13 protein-coding genes are annotated in these 18,245 nt (G+C 72.7%); 9 read left to right on the top strand and 4 right to left on the bottom strand.

Features of this window, described 5'->3' with window-relative positions:
• Positions 1-134: 134 nt before the first annotated feature.
• Together ACZ4Z5_RS03110 and ACZ4Z5_RS03105 are read right to left on the bottom strand one after the other, a co-directional pair.
• The gene (locus tag ACZ4Z5_RS03110; protein WP_468255829.1) at positions 135-1,415 is read right to left on the bottom strand and encodes a DUF1254 domain-containing protein; all 1,281 of its coding nucleotides are present in this window, start codon (positions 1,413-1,415) and stop codon (positions 135-137) included.
• Entirely contained in the window at positions 1,412-1,861 is a 450-nt protein-coding gene (locus ACZ4Z5_RS03105; RefSeq protein WP_468255827.1) for a hypothetical protein, read from the bottom strand. Before ACZ4Z5_RS03105 ends, ACZ4Z5_RS03110 begins: the two co-directional genes overlap by 4 nt.
• 373 nt (positions 1,862-2,234) lie before the next feature.
• Here ACZ4Z5_RS03105 and ACZ4Z5_RS03100 point away from each other — a divergent pair, with 373 nt between their 5' ends.
• From ACZ4Z5_RS03100 to ACZ4Z5_RS03085, 4 genes are all read left to right on the top strand, one after another.
• On the top strand, positions 2,235-3,635 hold the full coding sequence (locus ACZ4Z5_RS03100; RefSeq protein WP_468255824.1) for a hypothetical protein: 1,401 nt from the start codon (positions 2,235-2,237) through the stop codon (positions 3,633-3,635).
• Positions 3,636-3,882: 247 nt separating this feature from the next.
• Entirely contained in the window at positions 3,883-4,830 is a 948-nt protein-coding gene (locus tag ACZ4Z5_RS03095; protein WP_468255822.1) for an NADP-dependent oxidoreductase, read from the top strand.
• A 22-nt stretch (positions 4,831-4,852) separates the two neighbouring features.
• On the top strand, positions 4,853-5,098 hold the full coding sequence (locus ACZ4Z5_RS03090) for a DUF2630 family protein (protein ID WP_468255820.1): 246 nt from the start codon (positions 4,853-4,855) through the stop codon (positions 5,096-5,098).
• Between the two features lie 15 nt (positions 5,099-5,113).
• Entirely contained in the window at positions 5,114-7,087 is a 1,974-nt protein-coding gene (locus tag ACZ4Z5_RS03085; protein WP_468255818.1) for an FUSC family protein, read from the top strand.
• A gap of 189 nt (positions 7,088-7,276) precedes the next feature.
• On the opposite strand, the gene snpA is transcribed toward ACZ4Z5_RS03085, so the two are convergent.
• The gene (gene snpA / locus ACZ4Z5_RS03080) at positions 7,277-7,939 is read right to left on the bottom strand and encodes a snapalysin (RefSeq protein WP_468255815.1); all 663 of its coding nucleotides are present in this window, start codon (positions 7,937-7,939) and stop codon (positions 7,277-7,279) included.
• 195 nt (positions 7,940-8,134) lie between these two features.
• On the opposite strand from snpA, the gene ACZ4Z5_RS03075 reads away from it, so the two are divergent.
• The 3 genes from ACZ4Z5_RS03075 to ACZ4Z5_RS03065 all read left to right on the top strand — a co-directional run bounded on the left by ACZ4Z5_RS03075 (position 8,135) and on the right by ACZ4Z5_RS03065 (position 11,864).
• The gene (locus ACZ4Z5_RS03075) at positions 8,135-9,082 is read left to right on the top strand and encodes a LysR family transcriptional regulator (protein WP_468255813.1); all 948 of its coding nucleotides are present in this window, start codon (positions 8,135-8,137) and stop codon (positions 9,080-9,082) included.
• A gap of 235 nt (positions 9,083-9,317) precedes the next feature.
• Complete coding sequence (locus tag ACZ4Z5_RS03070) at positions 9,318-10,793, top strand: APC family permease (RefSeq protein ID WP_468255810.1); 1,476 nt, start codon at positions 9,318-9,320, stop codon at positions 10,791-10,793.
• Positions 10,794-10,850: 57 nt separating this feature from the next.
• Positions 10,851-11,864 carry a hypothetical protein gene (locus tag ACZ4Z5_RS03065; protein WP_468255808.1) on the top strand — a complete coding sequence of 338 codons (1,014 nt, stop codon included), beginning with the start codon at positions 10,851-10,853 and terminating at the stop codon, positions 11,862-11,864.
• A 49-nt stretch (positions 11,865-11,913) separates the two neighbouring features.
• Here the strand turns inward: ACZ4Z5_RS03065 and ACZ4Z5_RS03060 are convergent, their stop codons facing one another.
• Positions 11,914-13,992, bottom strand: a complete 2,079-nt coding sequence (locus ACZ4Z5_RS03060; RefSeq protein ID WP_468255806.1) for a PhoX family protein — start codon at positions 13,990-13,992, stop codon at positions 11,914-11,916.
• A 280-nt stretch (positions 13,993-14,272) separates the two neighbouring features.
• On the opposite strand from ACZ4Z5_RS03060, the gene ACZ4Z5_RS03055 reads away from it, so the two are divergent.
• Both ACZ4Z5_RS03055 and metG read left to right on the top strand, forming a co-directional pair.
• Positions 14,273-16,351 carry a VWA domain-containing protein gene (locus ACZ4Z5_RS03055; RefSeq protein ID WP_468255803.1) on the top strand — a complete coding sequence of 693 codons (2,079 nt, stop codon included), beginning with the start codon at positions 14,273-14,275 and terminating at the stop codon, positions 16,349-16,351.
• Positions 16,352-16,499: 148 nt separating this feature from the next.
• A complete protein-coding gene (metG, locus tag ACZ4Z5_RS03050) occupies positions 16,500-18,215 on the top strand; it encodes a methionine--tRNA ligase (protein WP_468255801.1) in 1,716 nt (571 codons plus the stop codon).
• Positions 18,216-18,245: the final 30 nt, after the last annotated feature.

Here is an 18,245-nt window from a genome sequence, read left to right as displayed (position 1 = left end):
GTTTATTGCTGCCGGGGTCGGAGGCTGTGCGTCCATTGCCGCCGGGGTCGGAGGTTGTGCGTCCATTGCCGCCGGGGTCGGAAGCCGTGCGCTCCCTGCTGCCGGGCCGGAACCGTGGGCCCTCGGCTGCCCGGTCAGAACCGTGACAGCACCGGTGGCCGCCACGCCCCCGTGAGCACCGACTCGTGGGGCCGGCACAGCCGGAGGACGGGGGCGATGGCCTCAGCGGGAGGTGCCGGCAGCCAGTTCGCGCCCTCGGTGTCCTCGGCGTCCTCGGGGCCGGTGGGCCGCTCGCGCTGGACGAGGACCGTCACGGACCCGTCAGGGCCGTGCACCAGACCGGGGGTGTCGCTTCCGATGTGCTGCCCGGTCCCGGCCGTGAGGGTCCACAGCTCCGCGGGCGGCGGCTCCTCGAACCGGATCCGGTACGCGCGGTCGGCGCTCAACCGCTGCCCGGACGCGTCCGTACGGGCGTGCGCGGTGAGCGACTCGTAGGCGTGGGCGCCCCACAGTTCCGTCCGCGCGGCCAGTGCGCGCACCCGGTACGACTCGGTCCTGCCCGGCCACTTCCAGCGCGCCTCGTCGAGGGTGCCGGGCCCGAGGTGGTCGAGGTTGTGGTCGTGGAGGTGGAGGTTCATCTCCCAGCCGTCGGGCGGCACGTCGTCCGTCGGCCGGGCGGCTGCCGTCACCTGGGCGCGTCCCGCCTCCCGTCCGTCGGCGAGCGCGCGCACGAGACCGGGATCCGCGGCCGCGTACGGCGACGGGCCCTCCTCCAAAAGGCCCAGCGGCTGGAACCGGTCCTGGTAGGCCAGATCGGGCGCGGCGGGCGGGAAGTCCGCCATCCACACCCGCAACTTCTCGAAGAACGCCAGGGGTTCCGGGACGGAGGGTTCGGGGCGCGGCAGCCCGGTCATGTGCCCCTGCTCCACTGCGACCGCGGTCAGTCTCTCCTGGAACGCCCGCGCCGCGGATCCGTTCCCGCCGGCCTCCCCGTCCCCGGTGCCTGCGGCGATCCGGGCTAGTACGGTTACCACGGCGGTCGGCGCGTCCAGGATCCGTACGCCCTCCGGCGCCGTCCCCGCCCAGCCGGGCGGGGTGACCAGCCAGGCGCCCTCTTCCGTGCCGTCGCCGTCGGCACCCGGCCGGCCGAGGTAGGCGAAGGAGTTCGTCCACGCGTCCACGCACTGCACGACGCGGTACGCACCGCCGGTGTCCGGTACGTGGAGCAGCACCGGCCCGCCGGACAGGTCCAGTTGGGCCACCGACAGCAGCGTGCCGTCGTCGCCGGGCGCACCGGTATGCACGAACTCGTTGAACGCACGGCACGTCCCGGCCTCGGAGAGCCCGGCCACCAGCGGACTGCCGTACAGGTAGGCCTCCGCCGCGAGGGCCGCGAGACCGGCGCCCGCGTTCACTGCCGATGGTGGTGGAACGACGGCATCGGCTGTTCCACGGGCGGGTGTTGCCGCGTCTCGTGGGTGTAGAAGAGGTAGAACAGGGCCAGGCCGAGGCACACGCCGAGGAAGAGGCCCATGGCCATGGTCTTGATGATGCTGTGGCCCGCGAAGCTGTAGGTGAAGCCGGTCGCCGCGCCGAACACCGCGCCGTAGGCCGTCGCGCGGAGTTCACGCGGCAGCAGGCGCCCGTAGCGGGCGAGCGCGAAGCAGAGGCCGGTCATGACGGCCATGGAGACGAAGCCGAGCACGATCTGGCCGTCCGTGGACCAGCCCGCGCCGTTACGGGCCATGAAGGCCGCGTAATAGCCGTAAATCACCCCGATGACCAGCGGAATCGCCCACTCTGCGGTGGATATCCGGGTGCGGTGACGGTGCCCCGTGGACACCGCGGCGTGTGCGGCCATGACGGCTCCTTCCGCAGCGCTTCTTCTCCGTCACCAGAGCACACCCGGGCGCTGCGGCCGGCAAGTGGATCACGCCGTCACCGGGGCCCTCACGGGCCTGTGACCTGCGCGGTCGCGGGATCCGAGGCGCGTGCGGGCTCAGGCCTGTGACAGGTGCGTCCGGTCGCGGCAAGCGCTTTCAGGCCCGTCTCCTGCCCTGTCACGCCTGGCTCCCGCCCCGTCACAGGCCCGTGACACGGAACGGACCCCTCCGTCTTACAAGATCCTTAACGTAGTTCCTGCAGCCGGCCAGACCTCAACGGGAACAACCGAGAGAGAAAGCGGCATACGGCTCTTCTCCGACCAACCACTTCCATGCTTCACAGGAGTCGTCATGCGTTCCGCCCTCCGCACCGCCATCGCCACCGTCGCGCTCGCCGGCGCCGTGTTCGCCCCGCTCGCCGCGGCGGGCAGTGCCTTCGCCGCCGACGCGCCGCAGAAGCCGGCCGCCGCCACCGATGCGAAGGGCGAACTCGTCCTCACCACCCCGCTGCTGGACGGCCTGACCGGCAAGGTCTACGAGACGGCCGAGCACACCTACACCGCCGAGGTCCTCAAGGGCGGCGCCCTGGAGGGCGTGCTGCACGTGGCGGGCGGCTCCGCCGGCACGGTCGTCAAGGACTACCGCACCTTCGGCAAGGTCCAGGTGGTGCTGGCCTCCGACGGCACGCTGACCTCGCACTGGTCCGAGCCGGGCGACGCCGAGGGCGAACCGGTGGGCACCAAGGCGCTGCTGGACGGTCTCACCGCCCGGATCTTCCGGACGAACCCCGGTCTCTACATGGCAACGGTCCACTCCCAGAGCGGCGACACGGTCCTCGGCACCCTCCGGGCCGGCACGGCGGCCGGCGCCCGGCAGTCCGACTCCGAGGTCTTCGGCACCGTGCAGGTCACCCTGCGCGGCGACGGCACCGTGGTGAGCGAGCGGACCGGCAACGGCACCGGCACGCCCGAGGGCGAGCTCATCCGCACCCAGAAGCTGCTCAAGGGGCTCACCGGCAAGGTCCACCGGCTCACCCCGAAGATCCACCGCGCCGAGATCTCCGACGCCGACGGCAAGCTTCTCGGCATCCTGAAGGCCGGCCGCGGCGGTGACCTGCCGACCGTGGATCCCGAGGTCTTCAAGGGCGTCAAGGTCGCGCTGTACGACGACGGCGTCCTCGTCGCCACCATCCCCGGCGGGGGCCCGATCGCCCCCGCCGAGTGCACCGCGGTCAAGCAGGTGAGCATCGGCGCCGGGATCCGCACCGACCTCGCGATGTCGCCCGAGGGCCCGAAGGCCGTCCTCAGCGACGGCGACGGCCGCATCCTGAACGTCCTGGACCGCAAGCACCCGGCCCTGCCGAAGAACGCGGGCATCACCGCGGAGATCGTGAACCCCGACGGTGCCGCGCCCACGTTCAAGAGCCGGACCCAGGGCGGCGAGGGCATGAAGCCGGCCCACCACCCCTTCCCGAAGCTCCCCGCCGGCTGCAAGCTGGACTACACGCCGACGGGCGGCACCACCACCGGCACCACCACCGGCGGCAACAGCACCAGCCCGCAGGCCGCCGGAACGACCACCGTCACCACGACCCAGATCAACGTCGTCCCCAAGGGCGCGGTCGCCGCGGGCGCCGAGACCGCCGGGCAGGACGGCACCACCCCGCTCATCGCCTCCGGCGCGGGCGCTGCCGCTCTCGCCGCCGCGGGCCTCGGCTTCACCGTCCTGCGGCGCCGCGCCACCGACAACTGACCCACCCGTCTCATTGACCCGAGACACCTCACCCCACCCCACGGCGGGCCCGTCGCACTCCAGCGACGGGCCCGCCCTCGTGCCCGGCACCTTCCGACGCCCCTCCGATCCGCCCTGCCCCGACTGTCCCGCCCGACCTGCCCCACCCCCCGTCCCCTGACCGGCCCCTGGACGTCCTTCCTCCGGTCGCGCACGCGCACGCGCCGCCTGAGGCTGGAGGGGACCGACGGCGGGAGGCGGAGACGAGATGCGTGCTGTGGCGGTGGGGCGGTTCGGCGCCGTGCCGAGGGTGACGGAGGTCGCCACCCCCGCGCCCGGCCCCGGCGAGGTACTGGTCGCCGTCGCCGCGGCCGGGGTGAATCCCCTCGACTGGAAGATCGCCGACGGGGCGTTCGACGACGGCCGCACACCGCACGTCTTCCCGCTCGTCCTGGGCACCGACTTCGCCGGAACGGTCGAGCGCCTCGGTTTCGGGGTCACCCGTTTCGCCGTCGGGGACAACGTGTTCGGGCAGATCACCGGCCCGCCCGTGGGGCTCGGCAGCTTCGCCGAGTACACCACCGTGCCGCAGTTCGGGCCCCTGACCCGGGTGCCGAAGGGGCTGCCGTTCAGCGTGGCCGCCGCACTGCCCACGGCGGGGACCACGGCCGCGCTGATCGTGCAGGTCCTTGCGGACCGGGAGTGCGGGAATGCCCTGGTCGTGGGCGCGGCCGGCGGCGTCGGATCGTTCCTGACGCAGCTCGCGGCACACCGCGAGATCCGCGTCCTCGCCGCCGTGCGCGGCGACGAGCACGAGTGGATGGCCGGGCTCGGCGCCGACGTCACCATCGACACCACCGCGGAGAAGCTCGCGGACGCGGTACGGGAGGTGTACCCAGGAGGTGTGGACGCGCTGGTGGACCTTGCGTCCGCCACCCCGGACGCTTTCGCCCGGCACGCGGTGCTCGTCCGCCGGGGCGGTCTGGCCCTGTCCACGCTCGGGGCGGCCGACCCCCTGAGGCTGCCGCTCGGCGTCGAGGCGCTGAACTTCATCTCCGAAGGCGCCGCGGGAATCCTGGACCTGCTGGCGGCCGCCGCGGTGAAGGGCTCGCTGAAGGTGCCCGTCACCAACGAGGTCCCTCTCGACGAGGCCCCGGAGACCGTCACACGGCTCCGCTCGGGCGGCGCCCGGGGCAAGACGATCATCGTGCCCTGAACGGGCCGGAGGAGCGATCGGCATGGACAACCAGGAGATCATCGAGCACATCGGCGTGCTCATCGACGAGGAACGCGCCCTGCGCGACCGGGCGTCCGGGGAACGCGGCCTCGAACCGCAGGAACGGGAACGCCTCGCGGAGCTGGAGGTGCAGCTCGACCAGTTCTGGGACCTGCTGCGGCGCAGGCGCGCCAAAGTGGAGTTCGGCGAGAACCCGGACTCCGTGCGGGTGCAGCCCGCCGAGCAGGTGGAGAACTACGAGGGCTGAGCGCACCCTTCCTCCATGGGCACCCCACGCGCCGACGACACCGCCCGGCACCGGAAGCAGCCCTGGCCGGCCTGCTGGGTGCTGACGACGCTGCGGCCCGAGCCCGCGCCCGTCCCCTGGGCCGCCGTGGTCCGGGCAGGGATCGCCCTCTCGGCGCCGCTCGCCGCCGGACTGGCGCTCGGCCGGCCCGAGTACGGCGCCCTGGTGTCGCTGGGCGCCCTGTCGGGCGTCATCGGAGACACCGCGGACGCCTACCGCATGCGGTTGTTCAACATCGGGGTGCCGCAGGTGTTCGGCGCCGTCGGCGTCACCCTGGGGACCCTGGTGTACGGGCAGGGGTGGACCGCGGTCGTCGTGGTCACGCTGGTCGCGCTGGTCTCCGGGATGATCTCGTCGATCGGCGCGGTCGCGTCCGCCTCCGGACTGCTGCTGCTCCTGAACGCCGTGATCGGCGCGGGTCTGCCCCTGCCGCGGCCGTGGTGGCTGCCCGCGCTGCTGCTCGGCCTGGGCGGGCTGCTGGTCCTGGCACTGGCTCTGCTCGGCTGGCCGCTGCGGCACCAGGTCCCGGAACGCGCCGCGGTCGCGGATGCCTACCGTGCGGTCGCCGAACTCCTCGAAGCGGCAGGCGCGGACGAGTACGAGCCGCGACGGCAGGCCGTCACCCAGTCCCTGAACACCGCCTACGACCTGGTGCTGGCCCGCCGGGTCCGCGACCACGGCCGACGCGGCCCGCTGGTGCGGCTGCTGGCCGAGCTCAATGTGCTCATGCCGCTCGTGGAGGCCGCCCCGGCCGTCCATCTGGGCAGCCGGTCGCTTCCCGCGGAGATCCCCGCGGCCGTGCGGGAGCTGGCCGACGCCGTCGAGACGGACAGCCCGGCCGGATGCCCCCGGCCGGTGCTGCCCCCGCCGTCCACACCGTCGCAGCGCGCGGTGGACCACGCGCTGCGCAACGCGGCGGCCGTCGTGCTGACGCCCGAGCCCGGTTCCGGCCCGGACCGCGGGGCCGACCGGCTGGGCCGGCCGGCCCCCCTGGGGGTACGGGCGCGCAGGGCCGGCCGCAATGTGCTGCTGTCGGCGTCGTCCTGGCGGTACGGGCTGCGGCTCGCGCTGTGCATCGGCATCGCCCAGGCGTTCGTGTCGCTGGTCCCGGTGACCCGCTCGTACTGGGTCGCGCTCACCGTCACGTTCGTGATGAAGCCGGACTTCGGATCGGTCTTCTCACGGGCCGTGATGCGCGCCGTGGGCACTGCGGGCGGTCTGCTCGTCGCGGCGGTGGTGCTCGCGGAGGTCCCGGCGGGATGGTGGGAGGTGCCGGTGATGTTCGTGCTCGCCGCGCTGGTCCCCGCGTTCTCGGCGCGCGGGTACGCGTTCCAGACGGCCGCGATCACGCCGGTGATCCTGCTGCTGTCCGACATCCTGAACCGTGAGGGCCTCGGGCTGGTGCTGCCCCGGCTGGTGGACAGCCTCATCGGCTGTGCCATCGCGCTGGTCGTGGGGTATCTGCTGTGGCCGGAGAGCTGGGGCACCCGGGTCGGGGACCGGTTGGCCGACGCGGTCGCGGACAGCGCCCGCTATGTGGAGTGCGCGTTCGGGGGTGGCAGCCCGGATCCGGCGGTGCGGCTGCGGTTGCGGCGCCGGCTCTACCGCGATCTGTCGGTGGTCCGTTCCGAGTTCCAGCGGGCGCTCACCGAACCGCCGCCGGCCGGAGCCCGCGCGGCCGCCTGGTGGCCGCTGGTCGTCGCGGTGGAGCGGGTCGTCGACGCCACCACCGCGGCCCGGGTCGGGGTCGCCCACGGCGCGCCCCCGCCGTCACCGCACGGGGTCCGTGAGATCACCCGTGAGCTGCGGGAACTCGCCGACGGGCTACGGGGCACGGACACCCTGGTGGAGGTGCGCGCCGATCTGGAGGACGACACCGATGACGTCCTGGCGCCGTTGCGCCGGGAGGTCGCCTCGGCGCGGGCGATCGCCTCGCCCACGCCGGGCTGACCCGGTGCACGGGGCCCGGTGCGGGGCCCATGGCACGAACGCGTCCGAGGTCCTGGTCGGGATCCCGGTGTGGGTCCTGGTCGGGATCCCGGTGTGGGCCCCGGTCCGGGTCCCGGTATGGACCCCGGTCCTGATCCCGGCGGAGGCCAGGCCCAGCACCGGCCCTCGGACCGGACTTCGGGACCGGCGTCAGGAGGCCGGCTTCACCGCCGTGGCCAGTCCGTTGCGCCACAGCCGGTCCACCCGGGACCGCTCGGCCGTGTCGGGAACGGCGTTGGTGCAGGACGGCCCGGGGCCGCCGCCCGACATCAGTTCGCTGCACGGCCCCGAGTAGTGGTCGGGCAGACCGAGGACGTGCCCGGTCTCGTGGGCCGTGACCCGGGTGGAGTCGTACTGCTGGTTCTGCCGGTAGTCGAGGAAGATGTAGCCCCGGCCGTGGCCGTCCGTGGACGCGTACGAACCCCGGGGGTCGTTGCCCTCGTAGTAGCGGAAGTCCGGGTTGGAGCCTTCCTGGAGTCTGACGTTGGTGACGGAGGAGTTCCATATCTGGGTGCTGCGGGCTATCTGGCTGCGGAAGCGGGGTGCGCCCGCGGCGCTGTAGACGACGGTGACGGCCGCGGCGCCCGGGTTCGCGGCGCGTTTGGCGGCGACGGACCTCATGACGGCCTCGTGGAAGGCCTTGGTGGCGGCGGCGTTCTCCTTCGACCTCTCGTACTGGGCGTAGGCGGTGGTGGCGGCGGCGGTGCCCTCGGGGGTTGCGGCCTGGGCGGGGACGGCTGCCAGCGCGCCGGCAGCCAGGCCCAGGCCGACGAGGACGGCGACGGACGTGCGATGACCCGTGGGGGGTGTCATGGCTCTCCCTACTCGTCCGAGACGGGTTCGGTAGGGGGATCGTGGGGGACGACGAGGCCTGTGGGGATGATGTCAACTGGCGATAGCACCACGGCATCACCCCTGATGGATGCCCCAACTGCCTTGGTTTGCAAGGGAATTACCGCGCACGGAACGTCTGGTGCATGCCCGGACAACCGTTCTACCCTCAAGCACATGGAGCTGGAGGTGAGGCATCTACGGGTGCTGTGCGCCATCGCCGACGCGGGCAGCCTGCACAAGGCCGCCCGCGAACTCGGCATGAGCCAGCCTTCTTTGACCACCCAGCTCCGCCGCATCGAGAACTCCCTCGGCGGCCAGCTGTTCTCCCGCGAACGCACCGGCTGCCGGCCCACCCCGCTCGGCAGCACCGTCCTCGCCCGGGCCCGGCTGCTCGTCGCCGAGATGAACGCCCTCGTCGCCGAGGCCAAGGCGGCCGCCGCCCGGGCCACCGGCCCCCTGCTGCGCATCGGCTCCACGGCCAGCCGTGCCCTCCCCGGCTGGCTGAGCCGGCTGCGCGCCAGGTTCCCCGGCACCGAGACCTCCCTCCACATGGACGTCTCGGCGAACCGGTTGCTCCGGCTGGTCGCCTCGGGCCAGCTCGACGTCGCCTTCGTCCACGAGGTCGCGGGCACCTTCCTGCGCGTGCCCCACGGGGTCTCGCTCCAGGTGGTCGTGGAATCCGAACCGCAGTTCGTGGCGCTGGCCGTGCACCATCCGGCCGCTCGCCGGTCCGTGGTGGACCTGGCCGACCTCGCGGGCGACCGCTGGATGGTCGACCCCAGCGTGGACGGCGAATGGGAGGGTCTGAGACGCGTGTTCAGCGTGGCCGGCCTCAATCCGACCGTGTTGTACGGCGACTACCTCACCGCCTCGTCACTGGTCGCCGCCGGAGAGGCCGTCACCCCCTGCCAGCCCACGTCCCGTTGCCGTCCAGACATGGCGATCCGGCCGCTGCGGGGTGACCCGCTGACCGTGCGGCTGCTGCTGGCACGCCGTTCCGGGCCGCCCGCGGAGGACATCGACGCGGTCCACGCCGACCTGGAAGCCGCGTACTGGGAGGCGGCCAGGCAGTCAGCGGTGTACCGGCGCCGGCTGCGCGAACTGCCTTACCTCGTTCCGTGATGCGGGGCCCGCCCCGGCAGCCGGCCTTCGGCGGGGGTGCCGCGGTACCGGGTGCGCGGCGGGGGACCCGGACCTCCACGGGGTGCACGCGCACGGCTACTATGCGCTCGATCTCTCGCTGCGGAAACGACCGCTCCGCGCGGCCGGTCTCTTTCTGACATGCCATCACATGCCGGGTCATGCAGGACAATCGGGGGCTCCTGGAGCGCGGCGCACATCGGGAAGTGTGACAGCCATGAGCAGCAGCGTGCGGCGAGGACTGCAGCCCAACGTCCTCACCGGGTCCGACACCGTCGTGATGGCGGTCGCGGGCAGCGCACCGGCCTATTCGCTCACCGCGACGACCGCCGTCCTCGTCGGCGCCGTCGGCCTGGCCGGCCCGGCGGCGCTGCTCTACTGCGCGATACCCATGCTCGGCATCGTGCTGGCCTTCGGGCGGCTCGGCCGGATCGACGTCAACGCGGGCGCCGCGTACTCGTGGGTGGGCCGCACCCTCCACCCGTTCCTGGGCTTCCTGTCCGGCTGGGCCCTGGTGGTGTCCGCGACCATTTTCATGGTGGCCGGATCCCTGCCCGCCGGTGCCATGACCCTCGCCCTGTTCGACCCCGCGCTCGCCGACGACACCGTGCTCGCCGGCGCCGTCGGGGCCGGCTGGTTCCTGATGATGCTGCTGGTCGTGCTGGGAGGGGCCCGGCTCACCGTCCGCGCCCAGCTGGTGATGACCGGCGTCGAGGTCGCCGTCCTCGTCCTGTTCGCCTTCGCCGCGCTGTTCCACCACGGAGCCGGCCACGCCTTCCACTGGTCGTGGTTCGGCCTCGGGCACTTCGACGGACCCTCCGGATTCGCGTCCGGCGCGCTCATCGCGGCTTTCTACTTCTGGGGCTGGGACATCACCGGCAACCTCAGCGAGGAGACCAGGAACAGCCGCCGCACCGCCGGTACGGCCGCCCTCGTCGGTCTCGGCGTGGTCTTCGTGGTCTTCGAGGTGTTCACCGTCGCGGTGAACACCGTCCTCACCCCCGAGCAGATCCGGCAGAACCCCGCCAACGTCCTCGCGGTGCTCGGCGAGGAGATCTGGCCGGGCACCGGGGGCCGGCTCCTCGTGCTCGCCGTGCTGCTGTCCACCGTCGCCACCCTGGAGACCACCCTCATCCAGGTCACCCGGTCCCTCTTCGCGATGGGCCGCGACCGGACGATGCCCGCCGCGCTCGGCCGGGTCCACCGGCGGTGGAACACCCCGTGGGTCGCGGTCACCGCCGTCGGAGGGGTCGCCTTCGCCCTCTTCCTCGCCGCCGGCACCCTCGGCCCGGTCGGCGGCGTCCTCGCCGACGCCGTCAGCGCCATCGGCCTCCAGATCGCCTTCTACTACGGGCTCGCCGGGCTCGCCGCCGTCGTCGCGTACCGGGGACTGCTGCTGAGGTCCGTGTCCGACTTCGTGCTCGGCGGGATCTGGCCGCTGCTGGGCGCGCTGTTCATGTTCTGGATCCTCTACACGTCCCTGGGCGAGCTCAGCAGCCGTTCCGTGGCCGTCGGCATCGGCGGACTCGTCCTCGGTGTCGTCCCGATGCTCTGGTACTGGCGCAAGGGCAGCTCCTACTACCGGCCCGCCAGGCTCGACGCCGCCCGCTCCCTGCGCCTGCAGGAAGGCGGCCACGACGGGAGCCCGGTGGCACCGGACCATCCGTCGGACGCCCTTGCCACCGACTTCTGAGACAGGAGGCGAACCCAGAGGGACCCGGACGGGCTCGGACGGACACAGACCGGACGCATGAAGCGAGACAGAGAACGAGAGGCCGGACCCCGCATGGCCGCACGCCGCCGCCCCGCGCGCTTCACCCCCCGCTTCGACCCCGACCTCGGCGACCAGCCGCTCACCGACGCCCGCCACGACATCGTCATCGGCCGCTGGCAGGGCGTCCGCGATCTGCTCGCCGTCACCGGCGAGGACTGGCCGCTGCGCACCCACCGGGTGCGGCTGCTCTCCCACGCGGCGGCCGCCAGTTCGGTGGCCGAGACCTGGCTCGCAGCCGAACCGCACAGCGCCGACGCCGCTGTCCTGCGTGCCGCGACGGAGGTCGTCCGGATCTTCAACCGGGCCATCGCCGCGGGCCGCGGCACCGACGTGGACCGCGACCGGCTCGACGCGACCGTCACCGCCTGCCTCACCGCCGCGGACACGGCCCCCGCGGACCCGATGCCCTGGGTGTCGCTGCTCACCGTGGCCCGGCTCCAGCCGGGCGGTGTGGCGCGGCGCGAACTGCGGGGCTGGTGGGACGAACTGCGCCACCGCGACCCGTACAACATCGAGGCGCACGTGCAGATACTGCGATACTTCTCGGCCCGCTGGCACGGCACGCACGGCACCATGTACGACTTCGCTCGGGACGCCGCCGGCGCGGCCCCGCCCGGCTCGCCGCTGCCGGTCCTGGTGCAGATAGCCCGCGTCGAGGAGTACCGGTACGTGTCCGAGGCCGCCCGGGGGAGGCCGGTGCGCGGTTTCGGCCAGCACTGGAACCACGAGCTGGCCGTCACCGAGGTGGCCCGCACCTTCGACCGGTGGATCGGCTGGCGCGACGAGAGCCGCCCGGTCCCCCCGCAGGAGGCCGCCGAACTCAACTACCTCACGCACGCCGCCTGCCAGGCGGGGCTCCTCGCGGAGGCCGCCGAACTGTTCCGGCTGCTCGGAACGAACGCCGCCCGGATCCCCTGGTCGTACACAGGGGATCCGGGCGAGCAGATCACGCGCTGGCGGGAACAGGCCGGCCTGGGACCGGCCGGCTGACGGCTCCGGGGCCGGAGCCCCGGAGCCGGCGTCCTCGCTCCCGGCCTCGTCAGACGCCGATGTTGCGGCCGTCCTGGCGCCACACCGCCACGACCGCCGGCCGGACGATCCGGCCCGGTCCGTCCGGCCAGGCCGACGCGGGCTTCTCGACCGACGCGCCGTCCACCTCGCCCGGGTGCTGCACCGCGACCAGCACACGGCGGTCCTGGATGACCGGGCCGCAGGTCTCGGCACCCGTCGGAACCGTCAGGAACTGCTTCAGCTCACCGCGCTTCGGGCCGTGCGTGGCGACACCGAACAGACCGTCGTGCGAGCCGAGCCGGTTGCCGTCCGTGGAGATCCACAGGTTGCCGTGCGGGTCGAACGCGACGTTGTCCGGGCAGGAGATCGGCGACACCCGCTCCTTCGGGAAGCCCGCGAAGTAGGTCGACGGGTCGTTCGGGTCGCCGGCGACCAGGAACAGCCGCCAGGCGAAACCGTCGCTCGCCGGATCGTCCCAGTTCTCCGCGAGCTCCAGGATCTGCCCGTGCTTGTTCAGGTTGCGCGGGTTCGCCTCGTCCGCACCCGGCTTGCCCGTCTTGCCGCGGTCGGTGTTGTTCGTGAGCGCCACGTACACCCGGCCGGTGCGCGGCGACGGCTCGATGTCCTCGGGACGGTCCATCTTCGTGGCGCCCACCTTGTCGCCGGCCAGCCGCGTGAAGACGAACACCTCCTCGGGGGTCATGCCCGGAACGTGTGACACGTTCTTCCCGTTCGGACCGGCGGTCGCGAGCGGGATCCACACGCCGCTGCCGTCGAACTCGCCGTCGTTCGGCAGCTTGCCGGTGCCGTCGATCTCGGCCGCCGGGCTGTCGCCGGTCACCTTGGCGACGTACAGGGTGCCCTCGTCGAGCAGCGTCAGGTTGTGCTCGCGCGCGGCGCGGGTGCCGCCCTTCATCATCCGCTTCGAGGAAACGAACTTGTAGAAGTAGTCGAACCGCTCGTCGTCACCGGTGTACACGACCGGACGGCCGTCCTCGGTCAGCCGCGGCTGCGCGCCCTCGTGCTTGAAGCGGCCCAGGGCGGTGCGCTTGCGCGGCACCGAGGCGGGGTCGTACGGGTCGAGCTCGACGATGTAGCCGAAGCGGTGCGACTCGTTCGGCTCCTGCGCCGCGTCGAAGCGATTGTCGAACCGCTCCCACTTGCGCTCGGTCGCGCCGGTGCCCAGGCCGTAGCGCTTGTCGGTCGGCCGGGACGAGTTGGCGAAGTACTGGTTGAAGTTCTCCTCGCCGTGCAGCGTCGTACCCCACGGGGTGGTGCCGCCGGCGCAGTTGTTCAGGGTGCCGAGGACCTTGGTGCCGGTCGGGTCGGCGGACGTCTTCAGCAGGTCGCTGCCGGCCGCCGGGCCGGTCAGCCGGAACTCGCTGGTCGCCGTCAGGCGGCGGTTGAGGGGGTGCCGGGTGACCGGGGTCAGCTTGCCGGACCGGAAGTCCTCCTCCACCACGACCACGGACAGGCCGTGCGCGGCCCACGCGATCTCCGCCTGCTCGCGGGTGGGGTTCGCCGGGTCGTAGCCCCGGAACATCAGGATCTCGTCGGTGTACTCGTGGTTCGCGACGAGGACCTGGCGGTTGCGCTCGCCGGGCAGCGGCAGCAGCGCGAGGAAGTCGTTGTTGTAGCCGAACTGGCCGGCCTGGGCGGCAGCCGTCTGCTTCTCCGGGTCGAAGGCCGGGGCGCCGCGCAGGATCGGGTCGCCCCAGCGGATCACCACGCCCTGGGCGTAGCCGGACGGGACCGTGACCTTGTCGTCCGTGTTCGGCGGGACGCTCACGAAGCGCAGACCGCGGGCGGCGTTCCTCGTGGCGGCGGCCTGCGCGGACCCGGCGGCGTCACCGGCGGGCGCGGCGGCGGCCTGCGAGCCGCCCTGGCCGACGACCGCGGCGGTGCCCGCGGTGGCGGCGACCGTCACGACGGCCGCGGCACGCATCATCGAGCGGCGCGAAAGGGCACCGGCTATGACATCACCGACGTACTCGTTGTCGCTGGTGTTCGGCACCTCGTGGAAGCAGGCGTCACCACAGCGGTAACGGCAGGTCAGCGCGGACCGGCCACCCGCGTGCGAGGTGAGCAGCGGCAGCAGTTTGCGCACGTTCGTTCCCTCCGACTGGATTTGACTTCAGGCGCGCCCTGCGCCAGCAACGTTGTGGAATGCGACGGCCGTGACGCTAGGGCGCATCACCATCGGCACGGCGGACTCAGGGTGAACGACACGTGAATGAGTATCGGCGTAAAGGGAGTTGGAAGAGGTGCCACACCCTCCCTGAGTTTGGCCCGAAGGGTCGCTAACCTTACGTGTCCGCCCTGGCCAGGGATCACTTCCGACAGTACGGACAAACATCGCACCCAACTCATGCGAAAGGCCTACGTCCATGGGCATTCGGAGCTTGCTGCGCAAGGTGTTCGGACGCGATCGAGCGGAGAGCGTCGCGTCGACGGCGGCTCCCGTCCCGGCCCAGCCCTCCGCGCCGGACACCACCGCCGAGCAGCCCACCCCGTCCCCCACCCCCACCGTCCCGGCCCAGGCCGCCGACCTGACCGCCGCGGGCGACCTCGTCGCGGCGGCCTTCGACACCCCCCGCCCCACGGTCCCCGCCCAGTCCCGCACCACCGCGTCCGGCCCGGAGACGGCCTCCGAGGCATCCACGGCCGAGACGGCGCCGGGTCCGGAGACCGCGGAGGCGGCTGGCGCCGCGGCCGGCGCCGAAGCGACTCCGGAGACGTCCTCCGAGAAGGGGACGGAGCCGGTCGCCACCTTGGACGCCGAGCCCGAGGCCCGGCCCGAGACCCCGGCCGAATCCGCGGAGCCGGTTGCCGCGGAGGCCGTCACCGAGCCGGAGCCCGAGGTCGCCTCGGCCCCGGAGCCGGCTCCCGAGGCCGTCGTCGAGCCGGTCGCGGTGGCCGATGAGGAGCCCGCGGCTCAGGCCGGGACGGCTCCCGAGCCGGAGGCCGAGGCCGAGGCCGTCGCCGAGGCGGCTGAGCCGGTCGCCGAGGCCCCGGCCGAGCCGGACGCGGTTGCCGAGGCCGTCGTCGAGCCGGTCGCGGTGGCCGATGAGGAGCCTGCGTCGCAGGCCGGGACGGCTCCCGAGCCTGAGGCCCTCACCGGGGCCGGGCCGGCCGTCGCAGAGCCGATGTCCGAAGACGAGCCCGAGGCTGTTGCCCAGCCCGAGCCCGCCGCGGATGAGACCGGGGCGGCCACAGGCGAGTCCGCGAGCGTCGTCGCCGAGGCGCCCGAGCCGGAGGCCGTTGTCGAGCCTGAGCCGGTCGCCGAGGCCCCGGCCGAGCCGGTCGCGGCTGTCGAGGCCGTCGTCGAGCCGGTCGCGGTGGCCGATGAGGCGCCTGCGTCGCAGGCCGGGACGGCTCCCGAGCCTGAGGCCCTCACCGGGGCCGTTGTCGAGCCTGAGCCGGTCGCCGAGGCCGAGGCCGTCGCCGAGGCGCCTGAGCCGGTCGCCGAGGCCCCGGCCGAGCCGGTCGCGGTTGTCGAGGCCGTCGTCGAGCCGGTCGCGGTGGCCGATGAGGAGCCTGCGGCTCAGGCCGGGACGGCTCCCGAGCCGGAGGCCCTCACGGAGGCCGAGCCCGAGGCCGCCGTCGAGCCCGAGATCACCCCCGAGCCGGAGGCCGTCGCCGGGCCCGAGGCCGAGACCACCCGCGCCCCCGAGCCCCAGCTCGTCACCGCGGCCGTCGAGGAGCCCGTCTCCCCTGCGGACGTGGACGTCGACGCGGGCGTGGACGCCGGCGTGGAGCCGGTTGCCGCGGCTGCGGCGCCGCAGGCGGGTGGCGCCGGGGCCGACGGTCGCCCGGCGTTCGCCGAGGCGCTCGTGAAGGCGCAGGCGCCCGGGCTCGTCGGGGCGTACAGCGCCGCCGGGGCGGCGCTGGAGGCGCGGGGGCTGGCCGGGACGCGGGCCGCCGTGTACCTCGTACTGGACCGGTCCGGTTCGATGCGCGGGTACTACAAGGACGGCAGCGCGCAGAACCTCGCCGAGCAGGCGCTCGCGCTCGCCGCGCACACCGATGGGGACGCCGGCGTGCACGTCGTGTTCTTCTCGACGGAGGTCGACGGCACCGTGGACATCACGCCCGCCGACCACGAGGGCCGCATCGACGAGACGCACGCCGCACTCGGGCGGATGGGCCGCACGAACTACCACCTCGCCGTGGAGGCGGTCGTGGCGCACCACGAGAAGCACGCGGCGGGTCGCCCCGCGCTGGTGGTGTTCCAGACGGACGGTGCCCCCGACGCGAAGGTGGCGGCCCGCCAGGCGCTGGCGGACGCGGCCGGACGCCCGCTGTTCTGGCAGTTCGTGGCGTTCGGTGAGCACGACGGCAAGGCGTTCGACTTCCTGCGCAAGCTGGAGGTCCCGAACGCGGGCTTCTTCCACGCGGGTCCCGCCCCGAAGGAGCTGACGGACGCCGAGCTGTACGAGGGTCTGCTGAAGGACTGGACCCTCTAGGCGTCCGGCCTGCGAGACGCCGCCCGTCCGGGCCGTAAATCCCGGGCGGGCGGCCCCGAGGGGTCGGATACGCTAATGAGGTTCCGTGGACGCCGCACGCAACTCCGTGCGCGCGTCACTCCTCGTAGCGACTTGGGAGCAGCCTGCAATGGCTCGACACCTCATCACCAGCGCCCTTCCGTACATCAACGGGATCAAGCACCTGGGCAACATGGTGGGGTCCATGCTCCCGGCCGACGTGTACTCCCGTTACCTGCGCCAGCGCGGCCACGAGGTGCTGTACATCTGCGCGACCGACGAGCACGGCACGCCCGCCGAGCTCGCGGCCAAGGAAGCCGGACTGCCGGTCGACGAGTTCTGCGCCCAGGCGCACGACGCGCAGAAGGCGATCTACGACGGATTCCAGCTGGCCTTCGACTACTTCGGCCGCAGCTCCTCCCCGCAGAACCGCGAGATCACGCAGGAGATCGCCCGCGAGCTCAAGGCGAACGGGTTCATCGAGGAGCGGGCCATCCGCCAGGTGTACTCCAACACCGACGGCCGCTTCCTGCCGGACCGCTACATCGTCGGCACCTGCCCCCACTGCGGTTACGACAAGGCCCGCGGCGACCAGTGCGAGAACTGCACCCGGGTCCTGGACCCGACCGACCTGATCGAGCCGCGTTCGGCGATCAGCGGCAGCAGCGACCTGGAGGTGCGCGAGACCAAGCACCTGTTCCTGCTGCAGTCGGCGCTGGCCGGTGAGGTCGAGGCGTGGCTGGACGGGCGGGCCGACGACTGGCCGGTGCTGGCGTCCTCGATCGCCCGCAAGTGGCTCACCGAGGGCCTGCACGACCGCGCCATCACCCGTGACCTGGACTGGGGCGTGCCGGTGCCCGCGGACACCTGGCCGGAGCTCGCGGCCGAGGGCAAGGTCTTCTACGTCTGGTTCGACGCGCCGATCGAGTACATCGGTTCGACGAAGGAGTGGGCCGACCAGGACCCGGAGAACCGGGACTGGCGTGCCTGGTGGTGGGAGGCCGACGACTCGGTCCGCTACACGCAGTTCATGGGCAAGGACAACGTCCCGTTCCACAGCATCATGTTCCCGGCGACCCAGCTGGGCACCCGGGCGCCGTGGAAGAAGGTGGACGTCATCAAGGCGTTCAACTGGCTCAACTACTACGGCGGCAAGTTCTCCACGTCGCAGAAGCGCGGTGTCTTCACGCACGACGCGCTGGAGATCCTGCCGGCGGACTACTGGCGCTACTTCATGATGGCCAACGCCCCCGAGTCCGACGACACGTCGTTCACCTGGGAGCACTTCACCGCCACGGTCAACAAGGACCTCGCCGACACCCTCGGCAACTTCGTCAACCGTGTGCTCTCCTTCTCGCGCAAGCGCTTCGGCGACGACGTGCCGGCGGGCAAGGAGGCCGGTGAGGCGGAGGCGAAGCTCGGCGAGGAGATCGCCCGGCTGCTCGCCGAGTACGAGGGCCACATGGACGCCGTCCAGTTCCGCAAGGCGGCGGCATCGCTGCGTGCCCTGTGGAGCGCGGGCAACTCCTACCTCGAGGAGAAGGCCCCCTGGCTGGAGATCAAGACCGACCCGGACGGCGCGGCGCTGACGCTGCGCACGGCGATGAACCTGATCCACCTCTACTCGGTGGTGTCGGAGCCGTTCATCCCGTCCTCCGCGAAGGCGATGCGCTCGGCGTTCGCGCTGGAGAACGACACCGCCCCGTGGGTGACCGCGGAGGAGGCGAAGTCCCTGGACGCGGTCCCGGCCGGCACACCGTTCACGGTCCCGCCGGTGCTCTTCGCGAAGATCACCGAGGAGGACCAGGAGTCCTACCGCGAGCGCTTCGGCGGCACCGAGGAGTGAGCCGCGGAAACAGCGGCACATGAGGAAGCC

Source organism: Streptomyces sp. NPDC030222 (assembly GCF_055573115.1).
The sequence above is the reverse complement of the archived record's forward strand: the minus strand, read 5'-3'. Positions and strand labels throughout refer to the sequence as shown.

Bases quoted from the DNA above. Each gene is read 5' to 3' on its own strand.
- ACZ4Z5_RS03065 (WP_468255808.1), top strand. From the start codon at position 10,851: ATGAAGCGAGACAGAGAACGAGAGGCCGGACCCCGCATGGCCGCACGC.
- ACZ4Z5_RS03090 (WP_468255820.1), top strand. From the start codon at position 4,853: ATGGACAACCAGGAGATCATCGAGCACATCGGCGTGCTCATCGACGAG.
- ACZ4Z5_RS03085 (WP_468255818.1), top strand. From the start codon at position 5,114: ATGGGCACCCCACGCGCCGACGACACCGCCCGGCACCGGAAGCAGCCC.
- ACZ4Z5_RS03100 (WP_468255824.1), top strand. From the start codon at position 2,235: ATGCGTTCCGCCCTCCGCACCGCCATCGCCACCGTCGCGCTCGCCGGC.
- ACZ4Z5_RS03055 (WP_468255803.1), top strand. From the start codon at position 14,273: ATGGGCATTCGGAGCTTGCTGCGCAAGGTGTTCGGACGCGATCGAGCG.
- ACZ4Z5_RS03095 (WP_468255822.1), top strand. From the start codon at position 3,883: ATGCGTGCTGTGGCGGTGGGGCGGTTCGGCGCCGTGCCGAGGGTGACG.
- ACZ4Z5_RS03105 (WP_468255827.1), bottom strand. From the start codon at position 1,861: ATGGCCGCACACGCCGCGGTGTCCACGGGGCACCGTCACCGCACCCGG.
- ACZ4Z5_RS03070 (WP_468255810.1), top strand. From the start codon at position 9,318: ATGAGCAGCAGCGTGCGGCGAGGACTGCAGCCCAACGTCCTCACCGGG.
- snpA (WP_468255815.1), bottom strand. From the start codon at position 7,939: ATGACACCCCCCACGGGTCATCGCACGTCCGTCGCCGTCCTCGTCGGC.
- metG (WP_468255801.1), top strand. From the start codon at position 16,500: ATGGCTCGACACCTCATCACCAGCGCCCTTCCGTACATCAACGGGATC.
- ACZ4Z5_RS03075 (WP_468255813.1), top strand. From the start codon at position 8,135: ATGGAGCTGGAGGTGAGGCATCTACGGGTGCTGTGCGCCATCGCCGAC.